The 14,477-nt window shown below is 62.6% G+C and carries 16 protein-coding genes; 9 read left to right on the top strand and 7 right to left on the bottom strand.

The features are described 5' to 3' along the window. The first annotated feature begins 2 nt into the window (after positions 1–2). The 3 genes from HCN58_RS11285 (at position 3) to HCN58_RS11295 (ending at position 888) form a co-directional block, all read left to right on the top strand. Positions 3–209 carry a DUF6494 family protein gene (locus tag HCN58_RS11285; protein ID WP_171579390.1) on the top strand — a complete coding sequence of 69 codons (207 nt, stop codon included), beginning with the start codon at positions 3–5 and terminating at the stop codon, positions 207–209. A 137-nt stretch (positions 210–346) separates the two neighbouring features. Beyond that, positions 347–565 carry an alkylphosphonate utilization protein gene (locus HCN58_RS11290; protein ID WP_171579391.1) on the top strand — a complete coding sequence of 73 codons (219 nt, stop codon included), beginning with the start codon at positions 347–349 and terminating at the stop codon, positions 563–565. A gap of 62 nt (positions 566–627) precedes the next feature. Then, the gene (locus HCN58_RS11295; RefSeq protein WP_171579566.1) at positions 628–888 is read left to right on the top strand and encodes a SemiSWEET transporter; all 261 of its coding nucleotides are present in this window, start codon (positions 628–630) and stop codon (positions 886–888) included. 94 nt (positions 889–982) lie between these two features. On the opposite strand, the gene HCN58_RS11300 is transcribed toward HCN58_RS11295, so the two are convergent. Next, positions 983–1,678: a DUF1013 domain-containing protein gene (locus tag HCN58_RS11300; RefSeq protein ID WP_065726691.1), complete on the bottom strand. Its 696-nt coding sequence runs from the start codon at positions 1,676–1,678 to the stop codon at positions 983–985. 220 nt (positions 1,679–1,898) lie between these two features. Here HCN58_RS11300 and ispH point away from each other — a divergent pair, with 220 nt between their 5' ends. Genes ispH through rnhA form a run of 3 tightly spaced genes read left to right on the top strand, consistent with a single transcriptional unit; the run spans position 1,899 to position 4,341 of the window. Further along, positions 1,899–2,876 (top strand): 4-hydroxy-3-methylbut-2-enyl diphosphate reductase, encoded by a 978-nt coding sequence (gene ispH, locus HCN58_RS11305; protein ID WP_171579392.1) that lies wholly within the window; start codon positions 1,899–1,901, stop codon positions 2,874–2,876. A gap of 23 nt (positions 2,877–2,899) precedes the next feature. Further along, positions 2,900–3,880, top strand: a complete 981-nt coding sequence (locus HCN58_RS11310) for a homoserine kinase (protein WP_171579393.1) — start codon at positions 2,900–2,902, stop codon at positions 3,878–3,880. Beyond that, positions 3,868–4,341 (top strand): ribonuclease HI, encoded by a 474-nt coding sequence (gene rnhA / locus HCN58_RS11315; protein WP_171579394.1) that lies wholly within the window; start codon positions 3,868–3,870, stop codon positions 4,339–4,341. The genes HCN58_RS11310 and rnhA overlap by 13 nt, the downstream gene beginning before the upstream one ends. A gap of 277 nt (positions 4,342–4,618) precedes the next feature. On the opposite strand, the gene HCN58_RS11320 is transcribed toward rnhA, so the two are convergent. The 6 genes from HCN58_RS11320 to HCN58_RS11345 form a co-directional block, all read right to left on the bottom strand. Further along, positions 4,619–5,104, bottom strand: coding sequence for a peroxiredoxin (locus HCN58_RS11320; protein ID WP_028348108.1), 486 nt, complete (start codon positions 5,102–5,104; stop codon positions 4,619–4,621). Between the two features lie 109 nt (positions 5,105–5,213). After that, on the bottom strand, positions 5,214–5,765 hold the full coding sequence (locus HCN58_RS11325) for a DUF924 family protein (RefSeq protein WP_171579395.1): 552 nt from the start codon (positions 5,763–5,765) through the stop codon (positions 5,214–5,216). A gap of 21 nt (positions 5,766–5,786) precedes the next feature. Then, on the bottom strand, positions 5,787–7,469 hold the full coding sequence (locus HCN58_RS11330) for a long-chain fatty acid--CoA ligase (RefSeq protein ID WP_171579396.1): 1,683 nt from the start codon (positions 7,467–7,469) through the stop codon (positions 5,787–5,789). 273 nt (positions 7,470–7,742) lie between these two features. Continuing rightward, on the bottom strand, positions 7,743–9,182 hold the full coding sequence (locus HCN58_RS11335) for a D-alanyl-D-alanine carboxypeptidase family protein (protein WP_171579397.1): 1,440 nt from the start codon (positions 9,180–9,182) through the stop codon (positions 7,743–7,745). 210 nt (positions 9,183–9,392) lie between these two features. After that, a complete protein-coding gene (locus tag HCN58_RS11340) occupies positions 9,393–11,171 on the bottom strand; it encodes a glucan ABC transporter ATP-binding protein/ permease (RefSeq protein ID WP_171579398.1) in 1,779 nt (592 codons plus the stop codon). A gap of 309 nt (positions 11,172–11,480) precedes the next feature. Beyond that, positions 11,481–12,557, bottom strand: coding sequence for an ABC transporter substrate-binding protein (locus tag HCN58_RS11345; protein WP_171579399.1), 1,077 nt, complete (start codon positions 12,555–12,557; stop codon positions 11,481–11,483). Positions 12,558–12,798: 241 nt separating this feature from the next. On the opposite strand from HCN58_RS11345, the gene HCN58_RS11350 reads away from it, so the two are divergent. The 3 genes from HCN58_RS11350 (at position 12,799) to HCN58_RS11360 (ending at position 14,383) form a co-directional block, all read left to right on the top strand. After that, positions 12,799–13,194 carry a hypothetical protein gene (locus HCN58_RS11350; RefSeq protein WP_210265933.1) on the top strand — a complete coding sequence of 132 codons (396 nt, stop codon included), beginning with the start codon at positions 12,799–12,801 and terminating at the stop codon, positions 13,192–13,194. Positions 13,195–13,312: 118 nt separating this feature from the next. Beyond that, entirely contained in the window at positions 13,313–13,735 is a 423-nt protein-coding gene (gene hisE / locus HCN58_RS11355; protein ID WP_171579400.1) for a phosphoribosyl-ATP diphosphatase, read from the top strand. Positions 13,736–13,801: 66 nt separating this feature from the next. After that, positions 13,802–14,383: a YqaA family protein gene (locus tag HCN58_RS11360; protein ID WP_171579401.1), complete on the top strand. Its 582-nt coding sequence runs from the start codon at positions 13,802–13,804 to the stop codon at positions 14,381–14,383. Positions 14,384–14,477 lie beyond the last annotated feature (94 nt).

A 14,477-nucleotide genomic window follows, 5' to 3' on the forward strand; every position in this document is an offset into this window, starting at 1 on the left:
CCATGAACGAAGACGTCTTCAACACCAGCCTGCGCAAGTTTCTGAAGCAAGTCGGCGTCACCTCGCAGCGCGAGATCGAAAAGGCGGTCCGCGACGCCATTGAGTCCGGCAAGCTCAAGGGCCACGAGAAGCTGCCGGCGAAGATGGTTCTGACCATCGGCGGCGTCGCGCTCACGCATGAAGTGAACGACGAGATCGAATTGGGCTAGCCCACACAACTGTCATCACCCGCGAAAGCGGGTGATCCAGTATTCCAGAGAAATCAGTTATTAAACGGATGGGCTGCGGCGTACTGGATACCCCGCCTTCGCGGGGTATGACGGCCGCTTTGCAAGGACAGCATCACATGGACATGAGGGTCAGGGATTCCAGCGGCGCGCTGCTCGCCGAAGGCGACAGCGTCACGCTGATCAAGGACCTGAAGCTGAAGGGCTCCTCCACCGTGCTCAAGCGCGGCACCGTGATCAAGAACATCCACCTCACCGACAATGGTGACGAAATCGAAGGCCGCACCGACAAGGTCAAGGGCCTAGTGCTGCGCACGGAGTTCTTGAAAAAGGCATGAGGGGCATCGGCTCACCCGGTCGTCCTTGGCAAACCATCTTCGAACGATGCTATAAGACCGGCATGGAACAGTTTGCAATCAAGCTGCTGGGGTTTGCCGCTGCAACGTGCACGACTCTCGCTTATGCCCCGCAGTTCGTAAAAGTCTGGAGAACCCGCTCCACGGACGACATTTCGCTGGGCATGTTTCTTGTCATGGTGCTCGGCATCCTGCTTTGGCTGTTGTACGGCCTGCTTTCCGGAGATGCGCCGCTGATCGTTGCGAATGCGATTACGATCGTCCTGGCCGGCGGAATTCTCTTGATGAAGCTGAAGTACGGTTGAAGCGCAACCAGCCGCCCGCAGTGTTCGCCGCAACAAAAACACGGCAGGTGACCCCGCCGCGTTTGAAATCTCGCAGCCCGAATATAGGAAGCGCTTACTCTTCCTCGTCCTGCTTCTTGCCGCCGATATTCTTCAGCTTGGCGAACACAGCATCGACGTTGAGGTCGTCTTCCGTCTTCTCGCTCGGCTCGAATTCCGGCTCCTTCTTCGTGGTCTCGGAGGCCGGGAGCAGGGTGGCGCCGCCGTAGGCCGCGGGCACCGGCTTTTCCTTCGCCGCGCGCTGCACCTCGAAATCGAGCTCGATCTGCGAGCACAGGCCGAGCGTCACCGGGTCCATGGGAGTCAGCGTCGAGGCATTCCAGTGGGTGCGGTCGCGGACGCTTGCGATGGTGGTCTTGGTGGTGCCGACCAGGCGCATGATCTGCGCGTCCTTCAGCTCGGGATGGTTGCGGACCAGCCAGAGGATCGCGCTCGGCCGCTCGTGGCGGCGCGACACCGGAGTGTAGCGCGGGCCCTTCTTCTTGGCCGCCGGCGGCAGCACCACCTTGCTCTCGCCGAGCTTGAGGCGGTAATTCGGGTCCTTTTCGCCCTTTTCGATCTCGTCGCGGGTCAATTGCCCGGTGGAAATCGGGTCCATGCCCTTGATCCCCTGGGCGGCGTCGCCGTCCGCGATAGCGCGGACTTCGAGAGGGTGCATTTTGGTGAAATCAGCCACCTGGTCGAAGGTCAGCGCGGTGTTATCAACCAGCCACACGGCCGTCGCCTTGGGCATCAGCGGTGCATTGCTCATGGCAAATCTCCTTTGTGCCTCGCCCACCTCTTTTTAGGAGGCGAAGCCTGTGGTCATCGGTGATGACGGGAATTAGGCGCTATATACGCCTTCCAGCCCCATTGGCGCAATGGTCTGCTAAAGTGCCTTGACACAGCCCAAAAGCAGTCCCAAGTCCTTATTCGAATTGGCCGTTCCCTGCCCGCCGGCAAGGGGTGATTCGGTCCCCGAGATAGCCCCAATGCCTTCTGTGTCAACGCCAGCCAAACCAGACCTCAGAATCGTGCTTTGTTCCCCCCGTGGTTTCTGCGCCGGGGTGGTGCGGGCCATCGATACAGTGGAGCGGGCGCTCGCCATCTATGGCGCCCCCGTTTATGTCCGGCACGAGATCGTGCATAACCGCTACGTGGTCGACAGCCTGAAGACCAAGGGCGCGATTTTCGTCGAGGAATTGGCCGAAATCCCCGATAATACCAACGCCCCGGTGGTATTTTCGGCCCACGGAGTTCCCAAATCTGTGCCGGCCGACGCTCGCGCCCGTAACTTCTTTTCACTGGACGCGACCTGCCCGCTGGTCACCAAGGTGCACCGCGAGGCTGCGATACACTTCAAGCGCGGCCGTGAAATCCTCCTGATCGGGCATTCCCATCACCCCGAGGTGGTCGGCACGCTCGGGCAGTTGCCGACAGGCGCGGTGACGCTGATCGAGACCGCTGACGATGCCAAGACGTTCGCGCCGAAGGATCCGGACAACCTCGCTTTCGTGACGCAGACGACGCTGTCGATCGACGACACCGCCGAGATCGTAGCTCTTCTCAAGGAGCGCTTCCCGAACATCAACGGCCCGCACAAGGAAGACATCTGCTACGCCACCACCAACCGCCAGCTTGCTGTGAAGAAGGTGGCGCCGGTGGTCGATGCGCTGATCGTGGTTGGTGCGCCGAACTCGTCGAACTCGCAGCGCCTGCGCGAAGTCGCCGAACGCGAGGGCTGCAAGATCGCGATCCTGGCGCAGCGCGCCTCGGATCTCGACTGGTCACGCTTCGAGGGCATCAGCAGCCTCGGCATCACGGCCGGAGCGTCGGCGCCGGAAGTGATCGTCGAAGAAATCATGGGCGCGTTCGCCGAGCGCTATGAGCTGCATGTGGAGACGGTCTCGGCCGCGGAAGAGAACGAATTCTTCCCGCTGCCGCGCTCATTGCGACCCGACGCCGCCTGAGGTTTACTCATTAAGGTATTGCCATGGCGGTTTACACCGACGTCGCCGCCGAAGATCTCGCGGAGTTTCTCAAGGGTTATGACATCGGCGAGGTGCTCTCCTACAAGGGCATCGCCGAGGGCGTCGAGAATTCCAACTTCCTGCTGCACACCACCAAGGGCGCTTTCATCCTCACGCTGTACGAAAAGCGGGTCGCGGTGGATGATTTGCCATATTTCCTGTCGTTGATGGCGCATCTGGCCGAGCGCGGCGTGCATTGCCCGCAGCCGGCCCGAAACCGCAAGGGTGAAGTCTACAGCGAACTGGCCGGCCGTCCCGCGGCGGTCATCAATTTCCTCGAGGGCATGTGGCCGCGACGGCCCAACGCCGCGCATTGCACCGGTGTCGGCGAGGCGCTCGCGAAAATGCATCTGGCGGGGCGGGACTTTCCGATGTTCCGCAAGAACCCGTTGTCGGTCGAGGGCTGGCGACCGTTGTTCGATCTCGCGGCACCGCGCGCCGACAGCGTCGCACCTGGCTTGCAGGACTTCATCGCGCGCGAACTCGATCACCTCGATGCGCACTGGCCGAAAGATCTGCCGCTCGGCGTCATCCATGCCGACCTGTTTCCCGACAACGTCTTCTTCCTCGGCGACAAATTGTCGGGGCTGATCGACTTCCCGTTTTCCTGCAACGACATCCTGGCCTACGACATCGCGATCTGCCTGAACGCGTGGTGCTTCGAGCCGGATCATTCCTTCAACGTCACCAAGGCGCGGGCGCTGCTCAACGCCTATAGCCGCGAGCGGCAACTGTCCGAAGCCGAACAGGAAGCGCTGCCGCTTTTGGCGCGCGGCTCGGCGCTGCGCTTCCTGCTGACGCGGCTGGTCGATTTTCTCAACGTGCCGCCGGGCGCGCTGGTGAAGCCGAAGGACCCGCTCGAATACGTCCGCAAGCTGCGCTTTCACCAAAGCGTTTCCAGCGTGCGCGATTACGGTTTGACGCAAGCGGGATGCGTCGCTTGAGCGAATTGCCTCACGTCACGGTTTTCACCGACGGCGCATGCTCGGGCAATCCCGGCCCCGGCGGCTGGGGCGCGATCCTGAAATTCGGCGAGACCGAGAAGGAGTTGAAGGGCGGCGAGCCGCATACCACCAATAACCGTATGGAGCTGATGGCGGCGATCTCGGCACTGGAAGCACTGAAGAAACCGTGCGTTGTCGATCTCACCACCGACAGCCAGTATGTCCGTCAGGGCATCAGCGGCTGGATCCATGGCTGGAAGCGGAACGGCTGGCGCACCGCGGACAAGAAGCCGGTCAAGAACGTCGATCTCTGGCAGCGCCTCGACGCCGCGCTGAAACCGCACGAGGTGCGCTGGCACTGGATCAGGGGCCACGCCGGCCACGCCGAAAACGAGCGCGCCGATCAATTGGCGCGCGAGGGCGTGGCGATGGCGAGGCTGCAGGAGAGAGTGGGGAAGTAGCTCTTCCCTCTCCCCTTGTGGGAAAGGGTAGATCGAATGAGCGAAGCTCATTCGAGACGGGTGAGGGGTTCTCTCCGCGGATATGTGTTCTCGTCTGAAGCGTCTGCGTCCGCGGATAGAACCCCTCATCCGGCGCTTCGCGCTACCTTCTCCCACAAGGGGAGAAGGGAAGAAGCGTCCATCCATCGTCATTGCGAGGAGCGAAGCGACGAAGCATCCAGCTTTCTGCGTTGCCGCGCTATGGATTGCTTCGCTTCGCTCGCGATGACGGAGAAAGTTACAACTGCCCCAGCAGCGTATCGCCGCCGGAAACCTCGACCTTGCCGGGCGCCGGCTCGAGGTTGAGCTTCTTCACCACGCCGTCTTCCACCAACATCGAGTAGCGCTTGGAGCGGATGCCCAGCCCATTGCCGGAGGCGTCGAGCTCCATGCCGATCGCCTTGGTGAAGTCGGCATTGCCGTCGGCGAGGAATACGGCTTCGTCGCGCTGGTCGGTGTCGCGCTTCCAGGCGTTCATGACGAAGGCGTCGTTGACGGAGACGATGGCAATGGTGTTCACGCCCTTGTCCTTGATGGCATAGGCGTTGAGAAAGATGCTCGGCAGGTGCATCTTGTGGCACGTGCCGGTATAGGCGCCGGGTACCGCGAACAGCGCGACCTTCTTGCCCTTGAAAATATCGTCGGTGGTTTTGACCTGCGGGCCTTCCGCGGTCATCACGCGAAACTTGGCTTCCGGCAGCTTGTCGCCAACTTGGATCGTCATCGTCAATTCTCCCTCAATGAGCGGATATCGTCTTAGACCGGGCAGGTGGCCGGCACAATATTCGGAGAAAGGGAAACGGCAACGGTTAAGGCCGTTCACGCTTGCGTCATCAGGGCGAAAAGCCGTCTTCATCGAGGAATGCCTGCTCCTCCGGTGTGGTGGCGCGGCCCAAAAGGCAGTTGCGATGGGGGAAGCGGCCGAACCGCCGGATGATGTCGGCGTGATGCTCGGCCCATTTCAGGCTTTCGGTGTGGCCGGCCGCGCGCGATAGCTCGATGCAGCGCAACTGGTCGGAGAGGTGCTCGGAATGCATGAAGGGCAGATAGAGGAATTCGCGCAAGGTAGGATCGATCCGTGTATCGACGCCGCGTTCGATGGCGCGGTGCGCCACCTCGCGCGCGAGGTGGTCGCTGACATAGGTCCGCGCGTCGCCGCGGAACATGTTACGGGGAAACTGGTCGAGCACGATGACGAGCGCCAGCGCGCCATCATCGCTCGTTTCCCATGACGATAATTCGCCGGCCGCCGCTGTCTGCCACAGGCCGAGAAAGCGCCGGCGCACCTCCGCATCGAAAGCGTCGTCGCGCGTGTACCAGCGATCAGGGCCGGCCTCGCGCCAGAACGCCAGAATGTCGGCTGGCGCGACGTTAGTCTCGGTCATATCGAGAGATCCCGGGGCCCCTCAGGCCGCGGCCTTCTTCTCGTCGCGAAGTTCGCGGCGCAGGATCTTGCCGACATTGGTCTTCGGCAGGTCGGTCCTGAACTCGATCTGCTTGGGGACTTTGTAGGCAGTGAGCTGCGTGGTGCAGTACTTGATGACGTCATCGGTCGAAAGGTTTTGGTCTTTCTTGACGATGAAGGCCTTAACCGCCTCACCGGATTTGGAGTCGGCCACGCCGATCACAGCGCATTCGAGCACGCCTGGATGCCCGGCGATCACTTCCTCGATCTCGTTCGGATAGACGTTGAAGCCCGAGACCAGGATCATGTCCTTCTTGCGATCGACGATCTTGGTGTAGCCGCGTTCGTCCATGACGCCGATGTCGCCGGTGCGGAAGAAGCCGTCCGCGGTCATCACGTTCGCGGTCTCTTCCGGCCGGTTCCAGTAGCCGGCCATCACCTGCGGTCCCTTGGCGCAGATCTCGCCGGGCTGGCCGAGCGGCACTTCCTTGCCGTCGTCGTCGCGGATCGAGATGTAAGTCGACGGCACGGGAATGCCGATCGAGCCGGAGAACTGGTCGGTGTCGGCGGGGTTGCAGGTCAGCACCGGCGAGGTCTCGGACAGGCCATAGCCTTCCGACAGCGCGCAGCCGGTGACCTTCAGCCACTTCTCCGCGACCGCCTTTTGCGTCGCCATGCCGCCGCCGAAGGAGGTCTTCAGCTTGGAGAAGTCGACCTTGTCGAAGCCGGGTGCGTTGAGCAGGGCGTTATAGAGCGTGTTGACCGCCGGGAAGCTGTTGACCTGGTATTTCTGCAGCTCCTTGATAAAGCCCGGTATGTCGCGCGGATTCGGGATCAGGAGGTTGACGCCGCCGGCCCGCACCGCCATCAGGAAGCAAGCCGTCAGTGCGAAGATGTGATAGAGCGGTAGCGCGCAGACGATGAAGAGCTGGTCGACATGCGGCGGCTTCTTCAGCGCCGGCTGCAGCCAGGCGTCGTTCTGCAGCACGTTGGCCAGGATGTTGCGGTGGAGCAGGGTGGCGCCCTTGGAGACGCCGGTGGTGCCGCCGGTGTATTGCAGGAAAGCGACGTCCTCACGCGTGAGCTGCGGCTTGTTGAGCTTCTTGCTGCGGCCGGCGGCCAGCGCCTCGTTGAACGAGACCGCACCCGGGATCGACCAGGCCGGCACCATCTTCTTCACCTTGCGTACCACCAGGTTGACGATGACGCCCTTGAAGCCAAGCAGATCGCCCATGCTGCCGACGATCACGTGCTTCACGGAGGTCTTCGCGATCACCTGCTGCAGGGTGGTAGCAAAATTCTCCAGAACGACGATCGCCTCGGCACCGGAATCCTTGAGCTGATGCTCGAGCTCGCGCGGCGTGTAGAGCGGGTTGACGTTTACTACGGCATAGCCGGCGCGCAGCACGGCGGCGGTCGAGACCGGATATTGCAGCACATTCGGCATCATCAGTGCGACGCGGGCGCCCTTCTGCAGCCCCTTGCTCTGCAGGTAAGCGCCGAGCGCGGCCGACATCTGGTCGAGCTCGCGGTAGCTGATCGACTTGTCCATGCAGATGAACGCCTTGCGTTCGGCGAACTTCGCAAAGCTTTCTTCCAACAGTTCGACCAGCGACGAGTACTGGGCGACGTCGATATCGGCTGGCACGCCGGCCGGATATTGCTTGAGCCAGATCCGCTCCATGGTATTTCCCCTCTGGTTTTGAGCACGGCTCTGATTGCATCAGATCCGTGCTCTCATTTTGTTTTGACGCGTTTTCTTGACGCGAACCGGCACCCACTTCGCTCGAAAACGCTATGGCTCCCTGTTTCTCGGCCAGCCATGCCTTGTTTTGGGCAGTATTGTGAATGCCGCCGCCGATGGCAAGCGGCTGCGCGCTATCGACGCATTTCAGAGATCTGGAATCGTTCAGCCGGCCGGCAGGAAAACTGCCTAATTACGTGCCTTCGTGGGCCGTTAACCAGCCGGCTTGTTTTCGCCTTTGGGTTTAGCGGCGGCCTTCGGCTTGGCCGGCTTCGGCGCGGGCTTGTCCCCGACGGCAGCGGGCTTGGCGGCCGGCTTTTTGTCGGCGGAAACTGTAGGCTTTCTCTCGGCCGCAGCGGCCGGCTTGGCGGCGGCCTCCGGCTTGGCGTTCGCATGCCGGACTGCAGCAGGCTTGGCTGCCGGTTTCGCGCTGGCTTCGGCCTTTGGTGCTGCGGCGTCGGGCTTCTTCGCTGCAATATTCGATTTCTTGCCGCGCTTGGCCGGCGTCTGCTTCTCGGCGTCCGCCGCAACAGCCGCGATCAACGCAGGTCCGGACTTGGTCGGACCGGTATAGACCGGAACGGGCTCGGACGGCTCCGCTGCGGCCGCCAGCAATTCCGAGGGCTTGCCCAACGGCGGCTGCAGCCCGGCGGTGAAGAACGTGACCGCACTCTCGCCGGTCGACGTGCTGCCATTGGAGGCCACGATGTCCGCATCCTCGTCGGTGGCCGGCCGCTTGCGCTTGCCGTTGCACATCTCGTCGCGCAGGTTCGGCGGCGATGCGTCGATCGGAACGAGATTCTCCACGGTGCCGAGCGCGGGCTTCAGCCAGCCCAGCCCGTTGCCGCCGAAGCCGCGCTCCAGCAATTGTGCCGCGCGAACCGCGCGCGCCTGGCCTGAGGATGCGCCGAGCACGACGGCGATCAGCCGTTTGCCGTTACGCGTTGCGGACGCAACCAGATTGTAGCCGGAAGCGCAGATGAAGCCGGTCTTGAAACCGTCGGCGCCGGGATAACGTCCGATCAGCTTGTTGAAATTCTGCGTCACCCTGCGCCCGTAGCGGATCGACGGGATGTGCATGAAGTATTCGTATTCCGGCAGGTCGCGAATGACGGCACGCGCCAGGATCGCGAGATCGCGCGCCGAGGTGATCTGTCCGTCAGCCGGCAGGCCGTTCGGATTGACGTAGCTCGTCTGCGTCATGCCGAGCTTTTGCGCGGTCTGGTTCATCATGGCCGAGAAACCGTCGACCGATCCGCCGACGCCTTCGGCGAGCACCACGGCCATGTCATTGGCCGACTTCACCATCATCATCTTCAGCGCGTTGTCGACGGTGACCTGAATGCCCGGACGAAAACCCATCTTGGACGGTGACTGCGAGGCGGCGACTGGTGATACCGTCAAGAGCGTGTCGAGCGACAGACGTCCTTCCTTCACCGCCTTCAGCGTGACGTAGGCGGTCATGATCTTGGTCACCGAGGCGGGATACCAGGGCATGGTGGCATTGTCGGCCTGCAGCACCTTGCCGGTATCGGCTTCAACGACCAGCAGCGCTTCGGCGTGCACCGCGCGCGGCGTTATGACGGCAAGCGCCGTCGCCAGGAAAATCAGGTTCAATGAGGAAGCGCGAAGCAACGGGCGAAGAAAATGCACTTTTCCGTTCCGGTCCTTGGAGACCCGCCTTCGAAAAGGAGGTCCTCTAGATCTATCGTTCGGGTTTCAAGCGTGTCCGGGCCGTCGCTTTGCGACAGGCGCAAACCTATACCGGCTTGCCGATCCAGAACAGAGGCTCGGCAACTAAATCGTGGATGAAATGGGCGCAATTTCGACGGTTTTTTGAACCGCAACGGCGGCTTTGCTGCGCTATTTGACGCCGATTCCAGCGCGTGCGCTCTCCTGCACCATGAACTGGGCCTTTGCGAGTTCCGCAAAGCGTCCGCCTTTGACCACCAGTTCATCGAAAGTTCCGCTTTCGATCACCCGCCCATTGTCGAACATGAGGATGCAGGTGGCGTTGCGGATCGTCGAAAGCCGGTGCGCGATCACAAAGGTGGTACGGCCCTTCATCACCTCGTCGAGGGCGGCGTTGACCTTGGCCTCGGTGACGGCGTCGAGTGCGCTGGTCGCCTCGTCGAGGATCAGGATGGGCGGGTCTTTCAGCAGCGCGCGGGCGATCGACAGGCGCTGGCGCTCGCCGCCCGACAGCATCCGGCCGCGCTCGCCGGCATGGGTCTCGAATTTCTTCTCACTGCGCTCGATGAATTCCAGCGCTTGCGCGCGGCTTGCGGCGATGCGCATTTCCTCGTCGCTAGCGTCGGGCTTGCCGACGCGCAGATTGTCCGCGATCGAGCGGTTGAACAGCAAGGCCTCCTGGAACACCACGCCGATGTTCCGCCGCAGCGCCGTCAGCTTCAACGCGCGAATGTCCATGCCGTCGATCTTGATGATGCCGGATTGCGGATCGAAGGCGCGATGCAAGAGCGCGATAGCCGTCGACTTGCCGGCGCCGGTCGGGCCGACCAGGGCGATGGTCTGGCCGGGCAGCGCGGTAAACGAAACGTCTTCGACCGCGGGCCGCTTGCCGTCATAGGAAAACGAGACGTCGTGGAATTCGACGAGGCCGGAGAGCCGCCCGGTATCGACCGCGCCGGGCCGGTCGCGCACTGCAGGCACAGCGTCCAGCACGTCGAAGAATTCCTGCAAGCGGGGCGCCTCCATGAACACGCTGTTGATGAAGCTCACCACTTGTTCGAGCTTCTGGATCAGCATGGTCGCGAAGCTCACGAACATCACGATCTCGCCGACCGTCGTCTGTCCCTGCGCGTGCAGGTAGATACCGACGGTAAAGATCGCGAGCACGGTGATAGTGGTGGAGGCGCGGGTGATGACGGTTATTAGAGCCCACCAGCCTAGCACCGGCATCTGCGCGGCGAGCAGCTTGTCGGCGACGAAACGCAGGCCCTGAACCTCCGCATCGATCCGCACGAAGCTCTGCACCAGTGCGACGTTGCCGAGCGCATCAGACGCGCGTGCCGAGAGATCGCTGTACTGCGCCTCGACTTCGCTCTGCATGCCATAGGTCTTGCGCACCACCATCGTGGTGAGCACGGTGAATATCACGCACAGCACGAACAAGAGGATCGCCAGCCGCCAGTTGATGTAAAGCGCCAGCGGCAGCAGCACCACCAGCGACAGGATGGCAGCAAAATGCTCGCGGAAGAAGGCAACCCAGAGCCGCCAGAGCGAGTCGGTACCGTTCAGCATCACCTTCATCAAGCGACCGGAATGTGTGCCGGTGTGGAAGGTCAGCGGCAGCTGCATGATATGCTCGAAATAGTTCGTCAGCACCGCCTGGCGCTGCCGGTGCGCCAGCTTGTCGGCGTGGAGCGCGACGACGGCGCTGCAGCCGATCGTGAACAGGCCGAACACAACCCAGGCCGCCAGCAGCGGCCAGGCCGAGTTCGAGGCCAGCATTCCGCTCTGCGGCTTGCCGGAGAGCACGTCGACAATTTTGCCGAACAGCACCGGTTCGGCGAACTGCGCCCCGGCCAGCAAGAGATTGGCGACGGCCAGAATCCAGCCCAGCCGCGCCTCCTTGCCGAGCAGCTCGAGGACGCGGATGTAAAGGCGCAGCATGGACATCAGATGAGGACTCGCAAGACGATTCAATCGCCCATTGTAAGCCGGGATCGCTTGGGACGACTAGTGAGGCAGGTGCATTCGTCAGGCGCTCGAGCAAGCGGTTTATCCCTCTCCCCACCCTTCCCCGCAAGGGGCCCGCAAGGGGGAGGGCGCCTAACGAGCGTACTCACCTCACTTCGCGCTACACCCACTGCTGGATCTGTTTGCATCGTGAGGGAGGCCCCGCTGGATGGGCTCCCTCCCCCTTGCGGGTGAGGATTGGGGAGAGGGATAAGCCGCGAGCACTGGCGGCGCGAAGAGAGCGCTCACTCAATTAATCAGCCGCCCGTTGAGCGGCGGCAGGAACTGGTCGTCGAAAATGTCGGAGGCCTGCGGCCGCCTCTGAAACTTGAAGTCCTCCCCGACCTGATCGATCGAGCGTTCAAAGCGTGCCGGATCGATGGCGCCGATGCCGTTGCGTTTCACTTCGCTGGTCAGGATGTAGTCACGGAGGATGCTTTGCAGCCGCTCGAGTTCGAGGTCCTTCGAGCCGCCGTCCATGCGATTTGCGACCTCGCCCGCTGCGCTTTCGGGGTCCTTGACCGTGAGATGCAACCCGCCGATGACGGCTCGCAGGAATCCTTTCACCGCCTCGGGCTTGGCGGCTATCAGCGCCGGGTTGGCGATAACAGCGAAGCCGTAGGCCTCGCAGCCATAGTCGCCGAATTTCAGCACCGCCAGGTCGTCGGCCGGCACGCCACGGTCTTTCAGATTGATCGCCGACAGATAGGAGAATCCGGTCACGGCATCGATTTGGCCCGCCGACAGCATCGGCTCGCGCACCGCGGCACTGATGCTGCTCTGCTTCACGCTCTTGATCTTGATGCCGTTCTGCTGCGCTACCGCCGGCCATAATCGGACCGACAGGTCACCTTCGGCGACGCCGAGAGTCTTGCCCTCGATGTCGGTCAGCGCGCGGACGCCACGGCTCTTGCGGGCGATAATGGCGTAGGGCGCCTTGTTGAACAGCACGAACACGGCCTTGATTCTGGGGCCACCCTGCTTGTCCTTGTCGCGAAACCGCATCAATGCGTTGATGTCGACCAGGGCGAAATCGCTGGTGCCTGCCGCGACGCGCGCAATCGCGTCCGACGATCCGCTGGCGATGTTGGTCGTGACCGCAAGAGCTTCCGCGCTGAACAGGCCGCCGGCGGCCGCCATCACGAACGGCGCCGCCGCGGCATCGATCGGACGATCCAGCGAAAACTGGATCGCGAGCGGAGGCCGAGGTTCGTCGGCGGCGAGGGCGCTATTCGCCGTGAAGCCCGCAATGGCGCACAGGCCGGCAAGGTAAGCCAGGAGAACGCGCAGGCGAGAGCGGATGGCGTTGGTCCTGATCGCACGCATCGAGACTACATCAGCAAGAGGTGGGACAAGTTGCCGCGCCGGTGATGTCGGTTTCGTGACATCGGCAACGGCAGACTTGGCCCTTGGGCGAGCTACTGTGCTGCATCTAACCTGAATGGTCGATGACTGCCACGATTTTGCCGGGGATCGTTCAGCCGCCGTTCGGATTCGGGAACCTAGTATCCGTTCGGTGGTTAGCTGTCGAAGGCCTGTCAGGCCAGCTCCCACGGAGGATGTCGAGATGTTTGCGCGAAAAGGTGTGTTTTCATCGATAGGCCGCGCCGGCGCGGTGGCGGCGGTTGTGGCCGTGGCGCTGACGGCAGTCGCGCCGACAACGACGTTCGCAGGCTCCGCGCCGTCGGGCAAGGGCCTCACGGCATCGGCCGGCACCAGCGACGCGACAGATATCAGCGCCCGTCGTCGGCATTATCGCGGCGGTGGCGGCGCGGCCGCGGCAGCGGCCTTCGCTGGCATCGTCGGCACTGGCCTTGCGATTGCGGCCACGCAGAATCGTCGTCACTACTACGACGACTACGGCTATTATGGCGGCGGCCCGGCCTATTACGGCGACCCGACCCCCTATTACTATCCGCGCAACTGCATCGGCTGCGGTCCCTATTATCGGCCGCGCTGGTAATCGCGGCTTTCGCCAACCGTTCAATATGAATCCACCGGCCGCTCCGGCCGGTGGTTTTTTTATGGTTGTAGCGGCGGCCGTTAACACGCCGGACACGGCTTTGCATTAGGTTCGGAGAATGAGTGATTCGCTCGAACGGCTTTATCAGGCTGTCCTCGCGGCCCGGGACCTCGATCCGGCCACGTCGCGCACGGCCCGGCTGTTTCAGCGCGGCCCCTCCAAGATGGCCAAGAAGCTCGCCGAGGAAGCCATCGAGGTCGTGATCGACGCCGTCAACGGGAAGGCCGACGCGGTGGTCCGCGAGAGCGCCGATCTGCTCTATAACTTGACCGTCCTGTGGGCTTCGGCCGGCGTGAAGCCCGCCGATGTCTGGCGCGAAATGGAGCGGCGCGAGGACCTGCTCGGCATCGCCGAGAAGCTGCCGAAGCCCGTCAAGTCGCCGAAAACGGCGCCAGCCAAGCCGCTGCCCAAGGCGACGGCAGGCCCCGCAGTCCGGCGGCGAATTGTCGCGCTGGAAGGCCGTTCCTTACGCAAGCGGTAGTAAATCCCATCAAATTCCGTCGTTTTCCGGCATGGACAAATCCGCTCCATGATGGTTCATGCGCCCATGCTCAAACGGACCTACGACTGGTGCATCGACGCCGCCGACAAGCCCTATGCGCTCTGGATCATGGCGGCGGTCTCCTTCGCGGAAAGCTCGTTTTTCCCGATCCCCCCCGACATCATGCTGCTGCCGATGTCGCTGGCGCAGCCGAAGAAGGCGTGGTGGTTTGCGGCCGTCTGTACCATCGCATCGGTTGCCGGCGGCGTGGTCGGGTACGCCATCGGCGCGTTGCTCTATGACTCGGTTGGGCACTGGCTGATCACGGTCTACGGTCTCAGTGACAAGGTCGAAACCTTCCGTGCCTCCTATGCCGAATGGGGCGCGGTGATCATCCTGCTGAAGGGCCTGACGCCGATCCCCTACAAGCTCGTCACCATCACTTCGGGGTTTGCTGGCTACAATATCTGGCTGTTTATCCTGTGCTCGATCGTGGCGCGCGGCGGGCGGTTCTTCGTGGTCGCGGTCCTGCTCAACCGCTATGGCGACCTGATCCGGGCCGAGCTGGAAAAGCGCCTCGGCACCTGGGTGGCCATCGGCGCCGTCGTCCTGGTGCTCGGCTTTTACGTCGCGTTCAAGTTGGTCTAGCGCTTTGCCGGTATCCCGGCTTCAGGCTACGTTTGGTCCCATGCCCGATCGAATCGGCCGTTTGATCAAGCTATTCGGAACGCAACGCGCGACC

The organism is Bradyrhizobium australiense (assembly GCF_013114825.1).
Taxonomy (GTDB): Bacteria; Pseudomonadota; Alphaproteobacteria; order Rhizobiales; family Xanthobacteraceae; genus Bradyrhizobium; species Bradyrhizobium australiense.

Coding starts and splice junctions, on each gene's coding strand:
- HCN58_RS11285 (WP_171579390.1), top strand. CDS start 3: ATGAACGAAGACGTCTTCAACACCAGCCTGCGCAAGTTTCTGAAGCAA.
- HCN58_RS11290 (WP_171579391.1), top strand. CDS start 347: ATGGACATGAGGGTCAGGGATTCCAGCGGCGCGCTGCTCGCCGAAGGC.
- HCN58_RS11295 (WP_171579566.1), top strand. CDS start 628: ATGGAACAGTTTGCAATCAAGCTGCTGGGGTTTGCCGCTGCAACGTGC.
- HCN58_RS11300 (WP_065726691.1), bottom strand. CDS start 1,678: ATGAGCAATGCACCGCTGATGCCCAAGGCGACGGCCGTGTGGCTGGTT.
- ispH (WP_171579392.1), top strand. CDS start 1,899: ATGCCTTCTGTGTCAACGCCAGCCAAACCAGACCTCAGAATCGTGCTT.
- HCN58_RS11310 (WP_171579393.1), top strand. CDS start 2,900: ATGGCGGTTTACACCGACGTCGCCGCCGAAGATCTCGCGGAGTTTCTC.
- rnhA (WP_171579394.1), top strand. CDS start 3,868: ATGCGTCGCTTGAGCGAATTGCCTCACGTCACGGTTTTCACCGACGGC.
- HCN58_RS11320 (WP_028348108.1), bottom strand. CDS start 5,104: ATGACGATCCAAGTTGGCGACAAGCTGCCGGAAGCCAAGTTTCGCGTG.
- HCN58_RS11325 (WP_171579395.1), bottom strand. CDS start 5,765: ATGACCGAGACTAACGTCGCGCCAGCCGACATTCTGGCGTTCTGGCGC.
- HCN58_RS11330 (WP_171579396.1), bottom strand. CDS start 7,469: ATGGAGCGGATCTGGCTCAAGCAATATCCGGCCGGCGTGCCAGCCGAT.
- HCN58_RS11340 (WP_171579398.1), bottom strand. CDS start 11,171: ATGTCCATGCTGCGCCTTTACATCCGCGTCCTCGAGCTGCTCGGCAAG.
- HCN58_RS11345 (WP_171579399.1), bottom strand. CDS start 12,557: ATGCGTGCGATCAGGACCAACGCCATCCGCTCTCGCCTGCGCGTTCTC.
- HCN58_RS11350 (WP_210265933.1), top strand. CDS start 12,799: ATGTTTGCGCGAAAAGGTGTGTTTTCATCGATAGGCCGCGCCGGCGCG.
- hisE (WP_171579400.1), top strand. CDS start 13,313: ATGAGTGATTCGCTCGAACGGCTTTATCAGGCTGTCCTCGCGGCCCGG.
- HCN58_RS11360 (WP_171579401.1), top strand. CDS start 13,802: ATGCTCAAACGGACCTACGACTGGTGCATCGACGCCGCCGACAAGCCC.